Here is a 20,462-nt window from a genome sequence, read left to right as displayed (position 1 = left end):
AATTGATGTAATTATTTTTGGTAAAAATAAGAAAGTAAATCAATTTTAAATGCTTTCGTAAAGAATGTTTTCAACTCAGAAACTTCTTTCAAATTGCCAAAATTGCAAATCATTTACCACTCAAATGCTTGTATTAACCGTTCGTCATTTTTTTTAAAATTTTCATTACATGTGTTCCTACTTTTGAATCATCAAACAAGAAATAATAACTTAAAAAAAATCAAATCATCAATCAAATAAATCAAATCAATTAATTAATCACTAAAATCAAAAACCATGGAAACTAAAAAAGAAGTAAACGTTTACAAAATTGCAAAATCATTTGTCGTAGGATTTGCAGTAGGATTTATACTTTATAAATTCTTTACGCTAATTGTATTCAAATAATCATTAATCAATCAATCATCAATCAATCAATCATCAATCAATCAATCAATCAATCAATCAATCAATCAATCAATCAATCAATCAATCAATCAATCAATCAATCAATCAATCATCAATCAATTCTAATTAATCATGAAAATAAATACACTTAAAAAAATCACCATTTTATCGCTGGGAATTATTATGTCAGGGAATACTTTTGCACAAAGCAAACAAGAAAAAGCACCTTCTGTTCCAGCTACAGATACTTATTTCGGAATTAAAGTGGAAGATAAATATCGAAATCTGGAAGACTTAAAAAACGAACAAACTCTTACCTGGCTGAAAGGTCAGGCTGATTATACTAACAATATTTTAAATTCAATTCCGGGAAAACAGAGCCTTATCAATGAGTTGACTTCTATAAACGACAGAGTTAGCGAAGTGATTAGTGGAGTGCAAATTATGCAAGATGGAACTTATTTTTATCAAAAAACAACACCAAAAGATCAAGTAGCAAAATTGTATAAAAGAAATGGTTTAAAAGGAAAAGAAATTTTAATTTTTGATCCTGAAAGCCTAAAAGGTGAAGGAAAAGACACTTTTAAGATTAGTTCTTTTTCTCCAAATAAAAGTGGAAAACTTATTGGGGTAAACATCTCGAAAAATGGCGGTGAGATGAGTGAAATGCTACTAATAAATGTAGCTGATAATAAAATTCTATCTGATAAAATTGATAAATTGAGATTTGGCTATGCCAATTGGCTGAAAGATGATAAGTCTTTTATATACATTCAATCTCCGACAACAGACATTCATGATGTAAAAGCGCAAATGAATATTGTGACCAAATTGCATGTCGTAGGTACCGATATTGCTCAGGATAAAGTGATTTTTTCTAAAGCAATGTATCCCGAATTGAATGTTACAGACGAAGAAATTCCTGTTCTAAGTTATGATCCAGATAGTGATATGCTTTTCTTTTCTCCATCTTCGGTAAATTCTAATATAAAATTATTTATAGCAAAAGGCTCTGATTTATATAAAAACAAAATAACATGGAAATTATTGACGGACAGAAAAGATGAAATTAAAGCCTTTGCATTTAGCAATAAGGACATTTATTTTTACACAACTCTAAATTCTCCTAAATTTAAAGTTACAAAAACAAGTATTAATAATCCAAATTTAGCAACAGCAACACTTGTAATTCCTGAAGATAAAGAAGCAAATTTAAATCCGATTACGATTACCAAAGATGGAATTTTTTATACCAGAACAAAAAACGGAATTGAAAGCAAATTATACTTTACAGATTTTGATGGTAAAAATCATAAGGAAATTAAAACACCAAAAAAATCTGCTACAATAGCCCTAACTTCACGAGGAAGCAAATTTTCAGACTTATGGGTTAGAACAACTGGCTGGACAACAAAAGGAGAACGTTACAAATATGATATAAAAACAAATACGTTTATCAGAGAAGAACTTTCTACCATCACTGAATATCCAGAATTTGAAAATTTTGAAATTGAAGAACTAATGGTAAAATCGTATGATGGTGTTGAAGTTCCGCTTTCGATTATTTATAAAAAAGGAATTAAAAAAGACAAAAATACTCCTGTTTTATTCTACGGTTATGGCGCCTACGGAATGTCAATGTCTCCAAACTTCAATCCAAGTTTGCTTTTATGGGTAAAAAGAGGCGGAATACTTGCTATTGCTCATGTAAGAGGTGGTGGAGAATTGGGCGAAAAATGGCATTTGGATGGGCAGAAAAGCACAAAACACAACACATGGAAAGACGTTATTGCTTGTACTGAATATATGATTAAAGAAGGATACACAAACACAACAAAAACAGTTATTTACAGTCGAAGTGCAGGAGGAATATTTGTTGGAAGAGCCATCACAGAAAGACCTGATTTGTATGCTGTAGCCATTCCTGGAGTCGGTAGCATGAATACTGTAAGAGGAGAAAATACACCAAACGGACCAGTAAATATACCGGAGTTCGGAACTATGAAAGATGAAAATGATGCTAAAGCTCTAATCGAAATGGATTCTTATTTGCAATTGAAAGAAGGAGTAAAATATCCCGCAACCTTGACTACAGCAGGTTTTAATGATCCAAGAATCATTGTTTGGTCGCCAGCTAAATTTGCAGCCAGACTATTAGAAGTAAATACTTCTAAGAAACCCACTTTATTAAAAGTAGATTATGAAGCAGGACATTTTGGAGGAGCATCAAAAGCAAAATCTTACGAGGAAGTTGCAGATGTTCTAAGCTTTGCCTTATGGCAGGTTGGGCATCCTGATTTTCAACCAAAAAATAATTAGATAATAATGTAACTTTGGCAATAGCAATTATTGCCAAAGTTTTTAAACTTAAAATCATGATTAAATTCGTAATCGCTTTTACTATAGTACTTGTAAAATGGTTTTCACAAATTTAAATTTATATTTGAATAAAAATAATAGCAAAAATACTAGTAATCCTAGTAGTTGCAGTTTGTCTGATTTTTGTATCTGTAATTTATGCTGGATATAAAATGCCTTTTGAATGTTAAATAAACAGTAAAATGCTTAAAAAAAAGAAATATATTTTTGTCTTAGTTCAAATCATCATCTGGACTATCTATTCGGGTGTAAATATTATTCCTGCAATTATTTTTCCGAAATTTAATGTTTTAGGATACAAAAATTGGCAACTTCTTCTTGATTTTTTTTTCAGTGTTTGCTTCCTTACTGCTGTTTCAATGGTTTTAAAATTTGTTTATGACCGCTATATAAAATTAGACGATTTTAAGTTTTGGGAAATCATTAAAATGCTTTTTTTGGTTTTTACATCTGCAATGCTTTATTATGGTGTAATAATTGCTTACAATTACTTTATGCTTTATTATATTTATCAAAGGCCTGAAGTTTTTGACCATCCTACGCAATCAGCAAAAAAACAAGTTCTTTTTATTTTTGTAATGGGATTCCTTTTCTTTCTTTGGATAATTGTGTACACTATTTACAAAACAACTTCGCAGATCAAAAACAATAAAATGGATCGAATGGAAATTGAAAACAATTTGAAAGATTCACAATTAAACGCTTTAAAAGGCCAGATCAATCCCCATTTTATGTTTAATAGTCTCAACAATATTCGGGGATTAATTTTAGAAAATCCTGAAAAATCAAGAGAGATGATAACACGATTATCTGAAATGCTTCGCTATTCTCTAACAAAAAATGATATAACCAAAATTGCTTTGGAAGAAGAAATCGAAATGGTAGAAAATTTCATTGAAATTTCGAAAATACAGCTAGAAGAGCGTTTAAATTTTACTTCTGAAATAGAAAAAAACACTCTGAAATTAGAAATACCACCTATGATTATTCAAATGTTAATTGAAAATGCTGTAAAACACGGAATTGCAAAACTAAAAGATGGAGGCCAGATTTCATTACAAACAAAACTAGAAAATAACAGCTTGCTCATATTCGTTTCAAATACAGGAATGCTTACTATTGAAAAAGATTCTACTCAATTAGGAATCAAAAATATTGAAAAAAGACTGCAATTAATTTATGGCGAAAATGCTAGTTTTAAATTGCAGGAAATAAAAAATGAAGTAATTGCAAAAATAATTATTCCAATACTTTAAGTATGAAAAAAATAAAAGCTGTTATAGTTGAAGATTCTCGTTTGGCACGAAATGAGTTGAAAGAATTACTAAAAAATCATCCTGAAATCGAAATTATCGGGGAAGCTGAAAATGTCGATTCTGGTTTTACGCTCATACAGGAAACTCAGCCCGATTTGCTATTTTTAGATATAAATATGCCCGAAAAAGATGGTTTTGAATTATTGGAAATGCTGGACAAAGTACCCATCACGATTTTTACGACTGCTTTTGACGAATATGCCATTAAATCATTCGAATACAATGCCTTAGATTATTTACTAAAACCAATAAATCCAAAAAGATTTGCTCAGGCAATCGAAAAAGTAGAACAAAATCTTACTGAAAAAGAAGAAAAAAACAGCAAGAAACTCACTTTAAACAATCAGATTTTTATACGAGATGGCGAAAAATGCTGGTTAGTAAAAATTGCTGATATTTTTTTATTTGAAGTAGATGGCAATTATACCAAAATATTTTTTCAGGACGAAAAAGCAATAATAAATAAGTCCTTAAATAACATTGAAGAAAAACTCCCTCATGATTTTTTCTTCCGAGCCAATCGAAACCAAATTATAAATGTCGAATATATCCTAAAAATAGACCCTTGGTTTAGTGGTAATCTGCTTGTGCATCTTCCGAAAGAATTAAAAGTAGAGATATCCAGAAGACAAACCAATAACTTCAAAGAAAAATTAAGCCTATAAATACATTTAAAATTGTTTAAATAATTTAGACTTTGTAGTAACTAAACTTTTACTTTCAACAAATAAATTATATTTTTGTTTAAAATACATTATCATGTTAAAAGTGGGAGTTTTAGGTGCTGGTCATCTTGGTAAAATACATTTACGCTTATTACAACAGTCTGACAAATACGAATTAGTCGGATTTTATGATGAAAATCAAGAAAACGCCGAAAGAATCTCAAAAGAATTTGGCTATAAAAACTTCAGTACAATTGCAAAATTAATTCATGCTGTTGATGTCATCGATATTGTAACACCAACACTTTCGCACTATAAATGTGCAAAAGTAGCGATCAAATCAGGAAAACATATCTTTATAGAAAAACCTATCGCCAATACTGTCGAAGAGGCCGAAGAAATTATTGCTCTGGCAAAAGAGTACAATGTAAAAGGCCAGGTAGGTCACGTTGAGCGTTTTAATCCCGCTTTTATTGCGACCAAAAACATGATCGAAAACCCAATGTTTATCGAAACGCATCGATTGGCCGAATTTAATCCTCGTGGTACAGATGTTCCGGTGGTTTTGGATTTAATGATTCATGATATCGATGCTATTTTGAGTGTTGTAAAATCAAAAGTAAAAAATATCAGCGCAAGTGGTGTTTCAGTAATTAGCGATACACCCGATATTGCCAACGCCCGAATTGAATTTGAAAGTGGCTGTGTGGCGAATCTTACGGCTAGCAGAATTTCTATGAAAAACATGCGCAAAACACGTTTTTTTCAGAAAGATGCGTACATTTCTGTTGATTTTCTAGAAAAAAAATGCGAAGTCGTTCGCATGAAAGACGCTCCTGAAACTCCGGGAGATTTTGATATGATTTTGCAAAATGCCGAAGGGGTAAAAAAACAAATCTATTTTACAAATCCTGAGGTAGAACAAAACAATGCCATTCTAGACGAATTAGAATCGTTTGCAAATGCCATTGTTACCGATACTACTCCAGTTGTTACGCTGGAACAGGCTACAGACGCTTTGCGAGTGGCGTATCAAATTATTGATTGTTTCCAGAAATAATATAAATTATACTCATTAATATTAAGGTTTAAAGATTGCTGAAAAGTAACTTTAGACCTTAAATTTTAAAAACAAAATACAAAAAAATGAAAACTATAGCTGTAATTGGTGCAGGAACAATGGGTAACGGAATTGCTCATACTTTTGCACAAAGTGGTTTTACCGTAAAATTGATTGATGTTTCAGAAAAATCATTAGATAAAGGAATGGCTACTATTGCCGCAAATTTAGACAGAATGTTGTCTAAAGGAACCATTACTAAAGAAGATGTGGCCAAAACCATTACCAATATTATTACCTATACAGACCTAAAAGATGGTGTTGTGGGTGTCGATTTGGTGGTAGAAGCAGCAACTGAAAACGTTGAATTAAAATTGAATATCTTCAAACAATTAAACGAAGCTTGTTCGCATAATACCATTTTAGCAACCAACACTTCTTCGATATCAATTACGCAAATAGGAGCTGTTGTTGCTCATCCTGAAAGAGTTATCGGAATGCATTTTATGAATCCGGTGCCGATAATGAAATTAGTCGAAATCATTCGTGGGTACAATACGAGTGACGAGGTGACCAAAACTATTATGGACTTGTCTGTAAAATTAGGTAAAACTCCGGTTGAAGTAAATGATTATCCGGGTTTTGTGGCCAACAGAATTTTGATGCCTATGCTAAATGAAGCAATTGAAACGTTATATAATAAAGTTGCCGGAGTTTACGAAATTGATACGGTAATGAAATTAGGAATGGGACACCCAATGGGCCCCCTTCAACTAGCTGATTTTATTGGTCTTGATGTGTGTTTGGCAATCTTAAACGTAATGTACGAAGGTTTCAAAAATCCTAAATATGCTCCTTGCCCATTATTAGTTAATATGGTACGAGCTGGGAAATTAGGTGTCAAATCTGGTGAAGGTTTTTATGATTACAGTGAAAGTAAAAAGGCAGAGAAAATTTCGAAACAATTTGTGTAATAATTTTTAAATATGATAACATTTGAGAGTGAATATAAAAATTTCAATCAACGGTTATTTAGTTTAAAGAATTTATTATTTCTTGTTAACCTTATTGTTATTTCATCTGTAATTATCATTTTTAACCTTTCAATTTTTTATATAATTATAATTGAATTGTTTCTTTTGACAATTTTTGTCTTTATCATCATCAACAGAAGTAAAAGTAATATTGATATAATATCTTTCAAAGAAAATAATATTATCTTGAATGGTGAAACATTCAATACGAAATGGGAAAAAATAATAAATATAAAAGAAACTCAAATCGAGATTCAAAGTATAGGTTCTAAACAAGGATTACGTGGTGCAATTTTTTATTTAATACTAAAAAATAAAAAAGATAATTACATCATAAATTCATTTGAAACATATTCAGATGAAGGAATAATGCAGATTTTCAATGAATTTAAGAAATTCAAAGACGAAAAAATAATTATAGACGAAAGACTAGTATTATTGAGAATTCAAGAAAAAATAGAAAAATGTCAATAACATCGAATTTAAATACAATCAAAACCAGTTTACCCGAAAAGGTAACTCTAGTTGCCGTTTCAAAAACCAAACCTGTTTCTGACTTAATGGAAGCCTACGAAGCCGGACAGCGTATTTTTGGAGAAAATAAAATCCAGGAAATGGCCGAGAAATGGGAACAAATGCCAAAGGACATTCAATGGCACATGATTGGTCATGTGCAATCGAATAAAGTCAAATTTATGGCGCCTTTTGTAAGTTTGATTCATGGGGTTGACAGCTTAAAATTATTGCAGGAAATCAATAAACAAGCTTTAAAAAATAACAGAATTATCGATTGTTTGCTTCAAATATACATTGCCGAAGAGGAATCTAAATTTGGTTTGGATGAAAATGAACTGAACGAATTATTATCTTCATCTGAATTTAAAGAAATGAAAAATATTCGTATCTTAGGGTTGATGGGAATGGCAACTTTCACAGAAGATCAAAACCAAATTAAAAAAGAATTTACACATTTAAAATCTATTTTTGATTCGATAAAAAATAAATTAGAATCCGTATCTACTCTATCTATGGGCATGTCAGGAGATTATCAACTTGCAATTGAATGTGGTAGCACCATGGTGAGAATTGGCAGCAGCATATTTGGAGGCCGATAATGTTTTATTGTAGCTGCTAACTGAATACTAAAAACCGAATACCCAACACTGAATTTGTACGCAATATTAGACATAGAAACAACTGGAGGCCAGTTTAATGAAGAAGGAATTACCGAAATCGCCATTTATAAATTTGACGGTCATGAAGTTGTCGATCAGTTTATTAGCCTTGTGAATCCTGAAATTCCGATTCAGCCTTTTGTAGTAAAATTAACGGGTATAAATAATGCTATGTTACGTTCTGCTCCAAAATTTTTTGAAGTTGCAAAACGCATTATCGAAATTACCTCAGATTGCATTATCGTAGCACATAATGCCTCATTTGACTACCGAATTTTACGTACCGAATTCAGACGCTTAGGGTATGATTTTGAAGCCAAAACACTTTGTACGGTTGAACTTGCCAAAAAACTAATTCCAGAACAACCTTCTTATAGCTTAGGAAAACTGGTTCGTGCCCTCGGAATTCCAATGGCAGACAGACATCGCGCCAGCGGAGACGCTATGGCAACGACCAAATTGTTTAAAATGCTTTTAGAAAAAGATCTTGAAAAAACAATCGTAAAAGATTTTATAAAACTGGAAGTCGAAAAAGGCATTGCGCCAAAACTTTTAGACATAATGAGGCAACTGCCTTCAAAAACAGGTGTTTATTATATTCATAACGAAAGCGGTGATTTAATCTACATTGGAAAAAGTCTCAACATAAAAAAGAGAGTCAACCAGCACTTTACGGGAATCACTACAAAGAGTAAAAAAATTCAAGCAGAAGTTTTTACTATTACTTATGATGAAACCGGAAGCGAACTGATTGCACTTTTGAAAGAAAGTGAAGAAATAAAAATAAACCGTCCGAGGTACAATCGTTCGCAAAGAAAAACAATCTTTTTATACGCACTTTACGCCGAAAAAGACGCTAACGGTTATCTGAATTTGAAACTGGAAAAAGCAGATGGCCGTAAAAAAGAAATTACTTCGTTTGCAACTTTACAAGAAGGAAAAAATGCACTTTTCAAATTTACTGCCTCCTACCAATTGTGCCAAAAATTAACCGGATTGTATAGTACCAAAAAAGATTGTTTTCAATACAAAATTAAAGAATGTGATGGTGCCTGTGTGGGTAAAATAAGTCCTGAAATTTACAATGCGAGGGTACAACAATTTATTTCGCAAAGCAGTTTTGAGAATAAAAGCATGATTTTATTAGACAAAGGCCGAAATATTAATGAAAGAAGTGCCGTACTTGTTGAAAACGGAATTTACAAAGGTTATGCTTATTATGACCTTAATTATCAGGTTACGAATATCGATATTTTGAAAAATATTTTAATTCCGATGCAAAACAATCGAGATGTAAAGAACATTATTCAGAGTTACATCAGAAAAAGCAAATCTCTCAAAATACTTAATTTTTAAGGCAAAAAAACTCTTTTGAAATACTTAATCACCATAGTAGGACCAACAGCAATAGGCAAAACGGCTCTAAGCATTGCTTTGGCAAATCATTTTGAATGCGAAATTGTTTCTTGCGACAGCCGTCAGTTTTTTAAAGAAATGACCATTGGTACAGCGGTTCCAAATAAGGAAGAATTGCAATCTGCTACACATCATTTTATTCAAAATAAATCGATTTTGGAGAATTATACAGTTGGTGATTACGAAAAAGAGGCTTTAAATGTTTTAGAAGAATTATTTAAAAACAATGATTTTGCTGTTCTAATTGGAGGATCTGGACTTTACGTAGATGCTATTCTTAAAGGTTTTGACGAATTTCCAGAAATTGATGCTTCGATAAGAACGACGGTAAATTCTAATTATGAAAAACTCGGAATAGATTATTTACAAGAACAATTACAACTTTTGGATGCAAACTATTTTCAACAAATAACAAAAGAAAATCCGCAAACATTGCAAAATCCTCAACGAATGATGCGCTTTGTAGAAGTCTGTCTAGGAACAGGAAAACCGTACTCTTCTTTCTTAAATCAAAAGAAAAACAATCGCAATTTTACGCCTATTTTAATTGGTTTAGAAGCCGGCAGAGCGATTATTTACGAACGAATCAATCAACGCGTAGACACAATGCTTCAGGCTGGTTTGGTTGAAGAAGCAAAAGAATTATATCCTAATAAAGTTCTTAATGCATTGCAAACTGTGGGCTACAGAGAATTATTTAGTTATTTTGATGGTGAATTTTCATTGCCTTTTGCTATCGAAGAAATCAAGAAAAATACCAGACGTTTTTCTAAAAGACAATTAACATGGTTCAAACGAAATGAGGCTACCAGATGGTTTGATTATACAACACCACAAAGTGAAATTATATCGTACATTCAATCTAAAACCAATAATCTAAAAAATCAATAATCTAAAATCCCAATGCCAATATCACCCAATTTTAATTCAGTTTTAAGCAAAGACTGGGAAATCAATTTTACACAATGCACACCAAATGGGTATTTAAAATATACAGATTTATGTAATATTTTACAACTTACTGCCGCTGCACATTCAGAAATAGGCGGTATTAGTTTTTATGATATGCAAGAATTTCACCAAGCTTGGGTTTTAAGCCGAATGCGAGTTGAAATTACAGCTTTGCCAAAATGGCAAGATGTCGTAACGGTAAAAACATGGATTAATAGTTTAGAAAATTCACGTTCTGTTCGTGCACTCGAAATGTATGTAAAGGGTAAAAAAATAGTAGGTTGCGAGACGTATTGGGCTGTTTTTAATACACAAACTCGTCGTCCTGAAGCTTTGGCTTTGCCGTATGAACATTTTGAATTGTATCCTGAAAACAAAGCGACAGTAGAAGGATTTTCTAAAATAAATATCAATCATGAAAAAGAAGCTATCTTTGAAAAAACGGTTTATTTATCAGATTTAGATATTGTCAATCATGTTAATAATGTAAAATATTTAGAATGGTGTTTGGATCATGTTGATGCAAATAGAATTCTAAAGCAAGAAGTAAAAAGCTTCGAAATGAACTTTATGAAAGAGTTGTCATTAAAAGACCAGGTCGTCATTCACGAAAGTGAAAATAACGATAATTCAGCGGCTACTTTTAGCATTGCAAAAGATGAAAAAACTTGCTTTGCTTTACACTTGCACTGGAAATAATATAAAAAAGATGCCTTTTCTTCCTTGAAAAAGCATCGTTTTTGTTTTGGTCAAAAATTATTTAGACTTCTTTTTTGAAGTCTTTTTTGACTTTTTAGACTTCTTTTTATTTTCGGATAAATCAATTTTAGACTTGATTCTTTTCTCCATTTCGACACAATCTGCTTCTATAAAATAATGAACTGAATGCAATTTGGCATTTTTAATTTCTTTTAAAGCTTTTTTAAACTGCATTTGTACTTCAAAAAGAAAGGTTTTTTTAAGCAATATTTCTGCCTTATTGATACCTTTTACAGTTAGTGCAAAATCGATAAGTTTTTCTGCTTCTTGATAATCTTCATTCAAAATTAAAGTATGAATATAATGCGGATAAACCTCAAGAGCTTGAATATTAATAACCAAAGCCTCCTGAAAATAGTTTTTAGCCTCCTCATAATTCCATAATTGTTCTGCCTGAATTCTCCCGTACAAACACAAAACCATAGTGTTTTTAGAATCATACGAAAAAGCATAGTCTAAGGATTCTATCGTCTCTTCGAGCGAATATGGGTAATTATCCATCGCCTGAAAAAGATATTTATCAATTGTTTTCATTTCGTAAATCGTTTTTTAATTTCTGACGAGCTCCTTTATAACTTTTGGTTATTTTATTCTTCTTAAAATCACTTCCGGTAAAAGTTCTCACAGGATTGCCACGCTGAATATTCAGTTGATTTTCCCATTGTTTTACTACATGATTTTTAAGTTGCTGTAGCGCTTCGTCTTCTATTTTTTTTAATAATCTTTCTGTTGCCAGTTTTTTGTTTTGATGCTGGGAACGACTATCCATAGCCACTACAGCAATCCCAGTAGGAAGATGTGTTGCCCGAATAGCAGAACTCACTTTATTAACATGTTGTCCTCCTGCTCCCGAACTACGCATTGCCTGATATTGGATATACATGTCTAAAATTGATGCATTTTTCTGCGGTTCAATCTCAAAAATTCCTATAAACCAATTTTTACGCTTGTGCATTTTTCGAAACTGACTTTGACCAATCCACAGAATCGTTCCTATCCAGGAATTAGCAAATGTTATAGCATTTTTCCCTTTTACGGAAATTGTTGCTGTATTAATCGTGCCATTTTCCTGACCCACTTCTCACTGAAGCAGAGTAATTTCTAATTGTTGCTCTTGTGCTTCTTCCAGCACCTTTTTTAGTACTTGCGCCACCACCCAAGTACATTCTGATGGTCCGCGACCCGCAGTTATCTGAATTATTTTCTCCATTTTTAATTTTTTTATCGGTCCATTCTAACGATTTTAGGCGTAAAAGTCCCTAGTACTTCAACCAAATCAGTTTGATTGGCCATCACTTTCTCTATGTCTTTATAAGCCATTGGCGCTTCATCAATATTGCCTCCAATTAAGGTTACATCATTTGCTTTCAGGACTTTTTTGATTTCGCTTTGTGTAAAAGTACTTTTGCACTTGGCTCTTGAAAATAATCTTCCAGCACCATGTGAAGCAGAGTTTAAACTACTCTCATTTCCTTTTCCTTTTACGATATATCCCGGAGCTGTCATAGAACCAGGAATTATCCCTAGTTGACCTTCTGCTGCAGGCGTTGCGCCTTTTCTGTGCACGATACTTTCTTTACCGTTTACCAACTCCTTCCAGGCAAAATTGTGATGATTCTCTATCGTTACCACTACTCGCTTTCCAATTGCTTTGGCAATTCTTCTATGGATATCATCATGACACGCTTTTGCATACTCTCCGGCCAAATTCATTGCCAACCAGTATTCCTGACCGTCATGCGTATTCAAATCTAACCAAGCTAAATGTTGTACATTTTTGGGCAAAGGACATTGTTTGGTGGCTAAATAAGTATAATGTTTAGCAATATTAGCTCCCAAACCTCGAGATCCACTATGCGACAATACAGCAAAATATTCTCCTGCACCAAGTTTCCATTCATTCTCAGGATTGTCAATTTTGGCGATACCAAACTCTACAAAATGATTACCTCCACCAGAACTGCCAAGCTGCTTGTACGCTTTTGGCAAAAGATTTTTTAGCAAAGGAATATCCTGAAACTCACTTTTGTAAAAAACATCGTGATCGGCTTTTGTTGCATGCGTCTCATTCATCCCAAATTTGGTATTCTCTTTTAAAATTGCCTGTAATTGATGCTCTTTTCCTTTAAAAAATGAAGCTGGCAAATCATAAATAGACAAGCTCATTCTGCAACCAATGTCAACTCCTACACCATACGGAATCACAACATTGTCTGTGGCTAAAACCCCGCCAATTGGCAAACCATAGCCCGAATGGGCGTCTGGCATTAAGGCTCCAGCTACCGAAATTGGTAGTTTCAATGAATCATACAATTGAAACTTTGCCTGTTGATCGATTTCGTTTTCGCCAAAAATGGTAAAAGGAGCTCTCGTTGTTTTCAATTGGTGCATTCTTACCTGAACAGGATTTATAAGCCCTTCGGCAACTTTTCCCCAGGTTCCGTGTCCCTCGAACTTCTCAGGATGCAACAAAACTTCTTTGGCTTCTGTTAGAATAGACTCTTTTTTTTCTCTTTTTCTGTATCTATTTATTTGCCCGAGGGCTATGTTTATTGAATTGTTTTTTGGAAAGCCTAATTTGATCAGGTCTTTTCCAGATAATTTATTTCCCATAAATTTTTTAATTATTCTTACTTTTTTGCATGCGAATTTTAGCCCGAAATGTTTCGGAATAAAATGTAAGCGTGCGGGATCTTTTATCTTTTTGAGATAAATAATGGAACTGTTATTCGGGAAAATTTGAAGTGTCTAGAATAAAAAAAGCCCGAAACTAATTGTCTTCGGGCTTTTTTATATATCTAAAAAGAATTTCTAAGATTGAAATAAGCCACGAAGAAGTGCTGCACCAAATATGTTTGGTGTGAAGCCTTGATATGATAATGTAAATTCAAACATTTTTCTTCGTTATTAAAGGATTATTACTTTTTCGTGTGCAAATATTCAGAATTGTTTTTTGAATTTCCAAATTATTTTAGAAAAAAAAATAAAAAAAGATTTTTAAAGTGTTTATTTCTAATTTAAAAAAAAATGTACCTATCTGAAAAACAAACCCCTAGCCCTGATAGAAGCGGTATCCTTTTTCTTGCTTCTTTAGCAAGGAAAAGATACAAGCGAATAGCAGGAATAGCTTCTTAAAATTGAATTTGAAATTTTTAAAATATAAAATACAAATGATTGAGGTGTTTTGAGATCATCCTCAAATAGCGAGATTATGTGGCGATTACAGTTAAAATTGAACAAAAAAAGCCCTGATTTCTCAGAGCTTTGTTTTTTGTAAGTGAAAGTTATTCTGACACTTTGCTTTTTACAACCAATCTGAAACCTTCACCGTGAATGTTTAAGATTTCAACATCTTCGTCAGATTTTAGGTATTTTCTAAGTTTGGCAATGTAAACATCCATACTTCTTGAAGTAAAATAGTTGTCGTCTCTCCAGATTTTTGTCAATGCTAATTCTCTTGGCATCAAATCATTTTCGTGAAGAATTAACATTTTAAGCAATTCGTTCTCTTTTGGAGATAATTTTATTGCTTCATCATTTTCAAAAGTTAAGAATCTTAGTTTTGAATTAAGGTGAAACTTACCAATATTAAATTCAAACTGAACTTGTTCTGCTTTTGTATCGGCTGATTTTCTTTGAATAATTGCTTTGATTTTCATCAAAAGCACTTCTGAATCAAATGGCTTATTTAAGTAATCGTCTGCACCGGCTTTGTATCCTTTTAACACATCCTCTTTCATCGATTTTGCAGTTAAGAAGATAATTGGCACTTCGCTATTTTTTTCTCTAATTTCTTTAGCCAGTGTATAACCATCTTTATATGGCATCATGACGTCCAGAATACATAAGTCATAAACATCCTTCTTGAATTTCTCGAAACCTTCCATACCGTTTTTAGCTAAAGTAACTTCAAAGTCATTTAACATTAGATAGTCTTTAAGAACTGCCCCAAAATTAAGGTCATCTTCTACTAAAAGTATTCTTTTGTTATTATTTTCCATATTTTAATTTATTAATGGTATTTTTATTATAAAGGTGCTACCTTTTCCTTTTTCGCTTTCAACATATACTTGACCATTGTGGTCTTCAACTATTCTTTTTACGTAAGCAAGGCCTAAACCGTGACCTTTTACGTTATGCAAATCTCCAGTATGTTCTCTGTAGAATTTCTCAAAAACTCTTTTTTGAGCTATTTTACTCATTCCTAATCCATTATCTTTTACTTTTATCAGAATCATGTCTTTTACATTTTCTGTAAAAATTTCGATTTCAGGAATATCAGGTGAATATTTTATAGCGTTTTCTAAAATATTAACCAACACGTTTGTAAAATGTACTTCATTTATCAGACAGGTTGTTCTGGCAGCATTTAGATGTTTTACTACGGTACCATTTCTGTCTTCTAAAATTAAATTTACGTGCTCTATTGCATCTTCTATAATATCATGAATTGCCGTTGGCTCTTTGGTGATATCAAGCTCTTTCTTTTCTAGCTTAGAAATACGTAACACGTTTTCAACCTGAGCATGCATGCGCTTATTTTCATCGCGAATCATCTGGAGATAGCGAAAAACCTTTTCTTTATCTTCGATAATTTTAGGGTTTTTTATCGCATCGAGTGCCAAATTTATAGTTGCGATCGGAGTCTTGAACTCATGCGTCATATTGTTGATAAAATCTGTTTTTATCTCTGATATATGCTTCTGACGTAATAACTGATTTAATGCACTAGTATATGCAACAATAATAATAAGCGTAAAAATGATTGATAATATTGTGATACTTACTAAATCTGATAACAAAAATTTCTTTTTGTTAGGAAACGTAACTAATAACTCATATTTACTATTGCCTTCATTATCGGCAAAAACTGGCGTATTGTAGGTAGCGTCTTTATCAAAATGAAATCCATCCGATTTGATTTTTGTTGCAATCCCGCTACTGTAAATTCCAAATTCAAATTTGGTTTTTACACCATGCTCTTCTAATTCTTTTTTCAGGAGATTCTTTACTTTCTCTTTTGTAATTCTTTCATTTATCGGTAATGCCGAAGCATAATCTTTATATGAAATTTGCATTTGGGCTTTGTTCAGGATGTCTAAATTCCCTTCTTTTTCGATCTTTACATCAGGTATAATGCTTTGATTTAAAGTATTATTATCGATACTATTGTTATTGTTATAAATTTCGGTTAACCTTTTTGAACTAAAATTTTTAAATCGATCAGAACTGAATTTTTTATCAAATAACGAACCGCTTAAATCATAATTTTCAGAGATAATGCTGTTTTTATAAACAATCGTTTTATTTGTTTTTGTATTTCTTTGAACAAATAATATCTCTAATAAATCTTCTTTTTGAGGAATTTTACCTGTACTGTCTTTAATACGGTTAATCTTCTCATAAAAACCATATTCTTCTTGTTTTTCTAACTTATCAGAAACATCACTAATTACTTGAGTAACGTGGTATTTAAACTGTTCGTCATTGTTTTTGAACGAAGAATTGAACCAATATACTTGTACCAGAATGATCCCGATAAGAGATAAACTCATCAATAAAACAAGTATTCTAAAAAATAATTTATTCATCGAAACAAAATTAATATTTTAACAATATACTGAACAATACATTAACCAAATATTAACATTTAAGACTGTTTTTGTTTTATATTTAAAATTTTAAGAATTTCTATCACTTCTTCTCGGGCTTTTTTAAGATTAGTGTTATTAATTACAAAATCGCTTCCAGAAATTCGTTTTTCATCATCCCATTGCATTTTCATTCGGCTTAAAACCTGCTCTCTGGTGGTATTATCTCGTTTTATCACTCTATCAATTCTTATTTCTTCCGGAGCTGTAACCGTTATTATTGTATCACAATGCTTATAACGTCCACTCTCAAACAAAATTGCGGCTTCATAAACCACAAAATTATATTCTTTTTTTTCTGCTAACCATGCATCAAAATCTTTCTTTACTGCGGGATGCACAATGGCGTTTAACTGCGCTAATTTATCAGGATCTTTAAATACAATTTCGGCCAATTTGGTTCTGTTTAGAATAGTATTTTCAAAGATACCTTCGCCAAAAGCAGTTTTTATTTCCGAAACAATTTCTTTACTTTGCATCACTTTTTTAGCTTCATCATCAGCGATGTAAACCGGAACTCCAAACTCTTCAAAAAAATTTGCAATTGTAGATTTACCACTTCCAATACCACCTGTAAGACCAATAACTTTTGTCATATTATATTTTAAAAAACATTCCTGAAAAAGCTTCCTGAGGCTTTCTTTTCAGAAGAATAATTTTTATGTAGGATTCTAAAAATCCTGTTCCATATCCATAAAATTGTTTCCAAACAGCAATAACCGCTAAATATCCTATCTTAATACTTCTATTTTGAATTGTTGCTGTAAGAAAAATTATAACGAAATATACGAAATATAATTGTAACAACAGATCAAAATTAAAAATTAATAGTATAAAAGCTAATAATAATCCTAATATGAATGCTGTCGGAAAGAAAAAAGTCAATTTATTGTGCTCTGGATACCAACTATTTAATATAGGTCTTGCCTTTCCAAATTTATTCACCTGAACCGAAAATTTTTCCCAATCAATTCTTCTTTTATGATATACATACGCATTTTGAAACAATCTGGTTTCAAAACCTAAGTTCCATAATCGGATAGATAAATCAGGATCTTCCCCAGGATGAATATTTCCAAATCCTTTTGAGGCTTCAAAGGCTTTTTTTGAAATTCCCATATTGAAACTTCTGGGTTGAAATTTTCCGATTTTCTCAGATCCGCCGCGAATTCCACCTGTAGTCAGGAATGAAGTCATTGCAAAATTGATTGCTTTCTGGATGTCCGAAAAACTATCCAGCGCTTTATCTGGCCCTCCAAAACAATCCACATATTCGTTATTAAGTGCTTTTCGGACTTCTGATAAATAATTAGGCGGAATGATACAGTCTGAGTCGAAAATAATAAAATAATCTCCAACTGCTTTTTGCATTCCGAAATTTCTTGAATCACCAGGCCCTGAGTTGGCCTTAAAATAATACGAAATATTGAGTTTTCCCTGATAGGTCATCACTACATCTTTGCAAGGAATCGAAGATCCATCCTCTACAAGAACAATTTCAAAAGCTTCATTATAATCAGATTTTGATAAACTTTCCAAAAGTTCATCAACTTCATCCTGTCGATTATACACGGGTATAATTAGAGAAAAAATCATAGCAGAATATGCGTATTAAGTGGCAATTATTGTCAAATTGAAAATTGGAACAAAGATATGTTATATTAACAAAAAAACCATCAACTTTTGATTGATGGTTTTAGGATTATAATGGATGTGATTACTTGATACTTTCTATACCAACTAACTCACTTGTATCTGCTTCGTAATCTACTCCTTCAAACGCAAATCCGAACAGGTTTAAGAAATCATTTTTGTAACCTGCCAAATCGCCAATTGCAGGCAAAGTTTCTGTAGTTGCTTCCAACCAAAGTTGTGCCACTTTTGCCTGAACATCGTCACGCATTTCCCAATCGTCAATTCTAATTCTTCCTTTCTCATCTGTAGGAACATCAGAACCACTGTACAATCTGTCTTTAAACAAACGCTGAATCTGCTCAATACAACCTTCGTGAATTCCTTCTGCTTTCATAATTTTATACAAAAGCGAAATATAAAGCGGAATAACCGGAATTGCAGAACTTGCTTGTGTTACTAACGCTTTATTTACCGAAACATACGCTTTACCTCCTAAATCTTTAAGACTGTCGGTAATTGTAAAAGCTGTGGCCTCCAAATCATCTTTGGCACGGCCAATTGTACCTTTGCGGTAGACTGCCTCTGTCAATGATGGCCCTATGTACGAATAAGCAACTGTTGTAGCTCCTTCTGCCAATAAGTTTTCGGCTTTAAGAGCATCCATCCACATTTTCCAATCTTCTCCACCCATTACAGCAACAGTATTTGCTATATCTTCCTCATTTGCCGGAGCAATAGAAACTTCCGAAACATTTCCTGTATGAAAATCAACGGTTTTATTAGTAAATGTTTGTCCAATTGGTTTCAAGACAGAACGGTGCAAAATCCCTGTATTCGGATTGGTACGTACTGGCGAAGCCAAGCTATAAATCACTAAATCCACCTGACCTAAATCAGCTTTGATTAAATCTAATGTTTCTCTTTTTATTTCATTTGAAAAAGCATCACCATTAATACTTTTTGCATACAAACCCGCTTTGTGCGCTTCTTTTTCAAAAGCCGCTGAGTTGTACCAACCTGGCGAAGCCGTTTTACCTTCTAATGGAGGTTTTTCAAAGAAAACACCAATAGTAGCTGCATCAGAACCAAAAGCACTTGTGATTCTTGATGCCAGTCCGAAACCTGTTGAAGCACCGATTACTAATACTTTTTTTGCCCCCGAAATGGCACCTTTTGATTGTATATATGCTATTTGATTTTTTACGTTTTGCTCACATCCTTCTGGATGAGCAGTCAAACAAATAAATCCTCTCATTCTAGGTTCTATAATCATCTTATATTGTTTATGATATTAATTTAGCTTTTAATTTTGTACTACTCTAAGTAGCTATTTTATTATTTTATCAACATTTTCACGAACAGATGTTATATCTATTTTTTTTTCGGTACAGTCAATAATATTTCCGTTATATTCTTCAATAAGAAGATTTAAATCTTTACAATCTCTTATAAAATTGAATTCTTTTTTCTTTACATCAAAAACAACACCTTTTAAACTATTTAGGTTGGCACCAATTGCTCCTCCAACCGCACCGCCAGTACCATAGGCAAATGCTTTTGACCAGGCATTTGCAAATGGTCCTTCTAAATAGAAAAATTTACCATCATTTATAACTCTGTGATACGAATTTGAATTGTCTCCATCCTGATTCTTATCTGCTTTTACAGAATATTCATGGAAATATTTTTGTTGGATGTAAAGATTGCCGTTATAAGAAATAGCAAAAAAATCTGTGACCTTTATTTTATTTTTTGTCCATGAAAAAAATGCATGATCTACAAGAACATCTTTAGGTATAGATTTGTAACCGAAAATAGTTTTTCTTTCAATCGCATTACCCATATTAATAGCTTTTTTTTGAAGAAAATCTTCATAAGTGTGGTAAACACCTTCTGGAAAATCTTTTATCAAATATAAAGAGTCATTTTTAACTTCTTTTGAATCCACCACGGCGTTTTGAGGCAAATCTTGTGCTTTAATTTGAGTCACAAAAAAGCATAAAAAACATAAAACCTTAAAAATCTTCAACATAC

18 protein-coding genes and 1 pseudogene are annotated in these 20,462 nt (G+C 32.3%); 10 read left to right on the top strand and 9 right to left on the bottom strand.

The window, feature by feature from the left end; all coding sequences use genetic code 11:
• Positions 1–519 precede the first annotated feature (519 nt).
• The 10 genes from LNP22_RS12435 to LNP22_RS12390 all read left to right on the top strand — a co-directional run bounded on the left by LNP22_RS12435 (position 520) and on the right by LNP22_RS12390 (position 11,082).
• A complete protein-coding gene (locus LNP22_RS12435; RefSeq protein ID WP_229973731.1) occupies positions 520–2,706 on the top strand; it encodes a prolyl oligopeptidase family serine peptidase in 2,187 nt (728 codons plus the stop codon).
• Positions 2,707–2,948: 242 nt separating this feature from the next.
• On the top strand, positions 2,949–4,022 hold the full coding sequence (locus tag LNP22_RS12430; protein ID WP_229973730.1) for a sensor histidine kinase: 1,074 nt from the start codon (positions 2,949–2,951) through the stop codon (positions 4,020–4,022).
• A 2-nt stretch (positions 4,023–4,024) separates the two neighbouring features.
• Complete coding sequence (locus tag LNP22_RS12425) at positions 4,025–4,747, top strand: LytR/AlgR family response regulator transcription factor (protein ID WP_229973729.1); 723 nt, start codon at positions 4,025–4,027, stop codon at positions 4,745–4,747.
• A 94-nt stretch (positions 4,748–4,841) separates the two neighbouring features.
• Complete coding sequence (locus LNP22_RS12420) at positions 4,842–5,807, top strand: Gfo/Idh/MocA family protein (RefSeq protein WP_229973728.1); 966 nt, start codon at positions 4,842–4,844, stop codon at positions 5,805–5,807.
• Between the two features lie 86 nt (positions 5,808–5,893).
• The gene (locus LNP22_RS12415; RefSeq protein WP_229973727.1) at positions 5,894–6,781 is read left to right on the top strand and encodes a 3-hydroxyacyl-CoA dehydrogenase family protein; all 888 of its coding nucleotides are present in this window, start codon (positions 5,894–5,896) and stop codon (positions 6,779–6,781) included.
• Positions 6,782–6,793: 12 nt separating this feature from the next.
• Positions 6,794–7,315, top strand: coding sequence for a hypothetical protein (locus LNP22_RS12410; protein WP_229973726.1), 522 nt, complete (start codon positions 6,794–6,796; stop codon positions 7,313–7,315).
• A complete protein-coding gene (locus LNP22_RS12405) occupies positions 7,306–7,956 on the top strand; it encodes a YggS family pyridoxal phosphate-dependent enzyme (RefSeq protein WP_229973725.1) in 651 nt (216 codons plus the stop codon). The genes LNP22_RS12410 and LNP22_RS12405 overlap by 10 nt, the downstream gene beginning before the upstream one ends.
• Before the next feature lie 54 nt (positions 7,957–8,010).
• Entirely contained in the window at positions 8,011–9,372 is a 1,362-nt protein-coding gene (locus LNP22_RS12400; RefSeq protein WP_210665905.1) for an exonuclease domain-containing protein, read from the top strand.
• A 15-nt stretch (positions 9,373–9,387) separates the two neighbouring features.
• Positions 9,388–10,323: a tRNA (adenosine(37)-N6)-dimethylallyltransferase MiaA gene (gene miaA, locus LNP22_RS12395; RefSeq protein WP_229973724.1), complete on the top strand. Its 936-nt coding sequence runs from the start codon at positions 9,388–9,390 to the stop codon at positions 10,321–10,323.
• A gap of 12 nt (positions 10,324–10,335) precedes the next feature.
• The gene (locus LNP22_RS12390) at positions 10,336–11,082 is read left to right on the top strand and encodes an acyl-[acyl-carrier-protein] thioesterase (protein WP_229973723.1); all 747 of its coding nucleotides are present in this window, start codon (positions 10,336–10,338) and stop codon (positions 11,080–11,082) included.
• A gap of 57 nt (positions 11,083–11,139) precedes the next feature.
• Here the strand turns inward: LNP22_RS12390 and LNP22_RS12385 are convergent, their stop codons facing one another.
• The 9 genes and pseudogenes from LNP22_RS12385 to LNP22_RS12345 all read right to left on the bottom strand — a co-directional run bounded on the left by LNP22_RS12385 (position 11,140) and on the right by LNP22_RS12345 (position 20,460).
• Entirely contained in the window at positions 11,140–11,676 is a 537-nt protein-coding gene (locus LNP22_RS12385) for a tetratricopeptide repeat protein (RefSeq protein WP_229973722.1), read from the bottom strand.
• A pseudogene (gene prfH / locus LNP22_RS12380) lies at positions 11,663–12,352 on the bottom strand (peptide chain release factor H). The gene LNP22_RS12385 and the pseudogene prfH overlap by 14 nt, the downstream one beginning before the upstream one ends.
• A gap of 11 nt (positions 12,353–12,363) precedes the next feature.
• Positions 12,364–13,755 carry an RtcB family protein gene (locus LNP22_RS12375; protein WP_229973721.1) on the bottom strand — a complete coding sequence of 464 codons (1,392 nt, stop codon included), beginning with the start codon at positions 13,753–13,755 and terminating at the stop codon, positions 12,364–12,366.
• Between the two features lie 671 nt (positions 13,756–14,426).
• The gene (locus LNP22_RS12370) at positions 14,427–15,143 is read right to left on the bottom strand and encodes a response regulator transcription factor (RefSeq protein WP_210665911.1); all 717 of its coding nucleotides are present in this window, start codon (positions 15,141–15,143) and stop codon (positions 14,427–14,429) included.
• A 3-nt stretch (positions 15,144–15,146) separates the two neighbouring features.
• Positions 15,147–16,733 (bottom strand): sensor histidine kinase, encoded by a 1,587-nt coding sequence (locus LNP22_RS12365; protein ID WP_229973720.1) that lies wholly within the window; start codon positions 16,731–16,733, stop codon positions 15,147–15,149.
• Positions 16,734–16,792: 59 nt separating this feature from the next.
• A complete protein-coding gene (gene coaE, locus LNP22_RS12360) occupies positions 16,793–17,389 on the bottom strand; it encodes a dephospho-CoA kinase (protein ID WP_229973719.1) in 597 nt (198 codons plus the stop codon).
• A 1-nt stretch (position 17,390) separates the two neighbouring features.
• Positions 17,391–18,389 carry a glycosyltransferase family 2 protein gene (locus LNP22_RS12355; RefSeq protein ID WP_229973718.1) on the bottom strand — a complete coding sequence of 333 codons (999 nt, stop codon included), beginning with the start codon at positions 18,387–18,389 and terminating at the stop codon, positions 17,391–17,393.
• Between the two features lie 121 nt (positions 18,390–18,510).
• Entirely contained in the window at positions 18,511–19,701 is a 1,191-nt protein-coding gene (gene fabV, locus LNP22_RS12350; protein WP_229973717.1) for an enoyl-ACP reductase FabV, read from the bottom strand.
• A gap of 54 nt (positions 19,702–19,755) precedes the next feature.
• Positions 19,756–20,460, bottom strand: coding sequence for a hypothetical protein (locus LNP22_RS12345; RefSeq protein WP_229973716.1), 705 nt, complete (start codon positions 20,458–20,460; stop codon positions 19,756–19,758).
• Positions 20,461–20,462 lie beyond the last annotated feature (2 nt).

The organism is Flavobacterium flavipigmentatum (assembly GCF_020911905.1).
In the GTDB taxonomy this organism is placed as follows: domain Bacteria; phylum Bacteroidota; class Bacteroidia; order Flavobacteriales; family Flavobacteriaceae; genus Flavobacterium; species Flavobacterium flavipigmentatum.
Note: the sequence above shows the minus strand (reverse complement) of the source record. Positions and strands in the feature narration are given on the sequence as shown.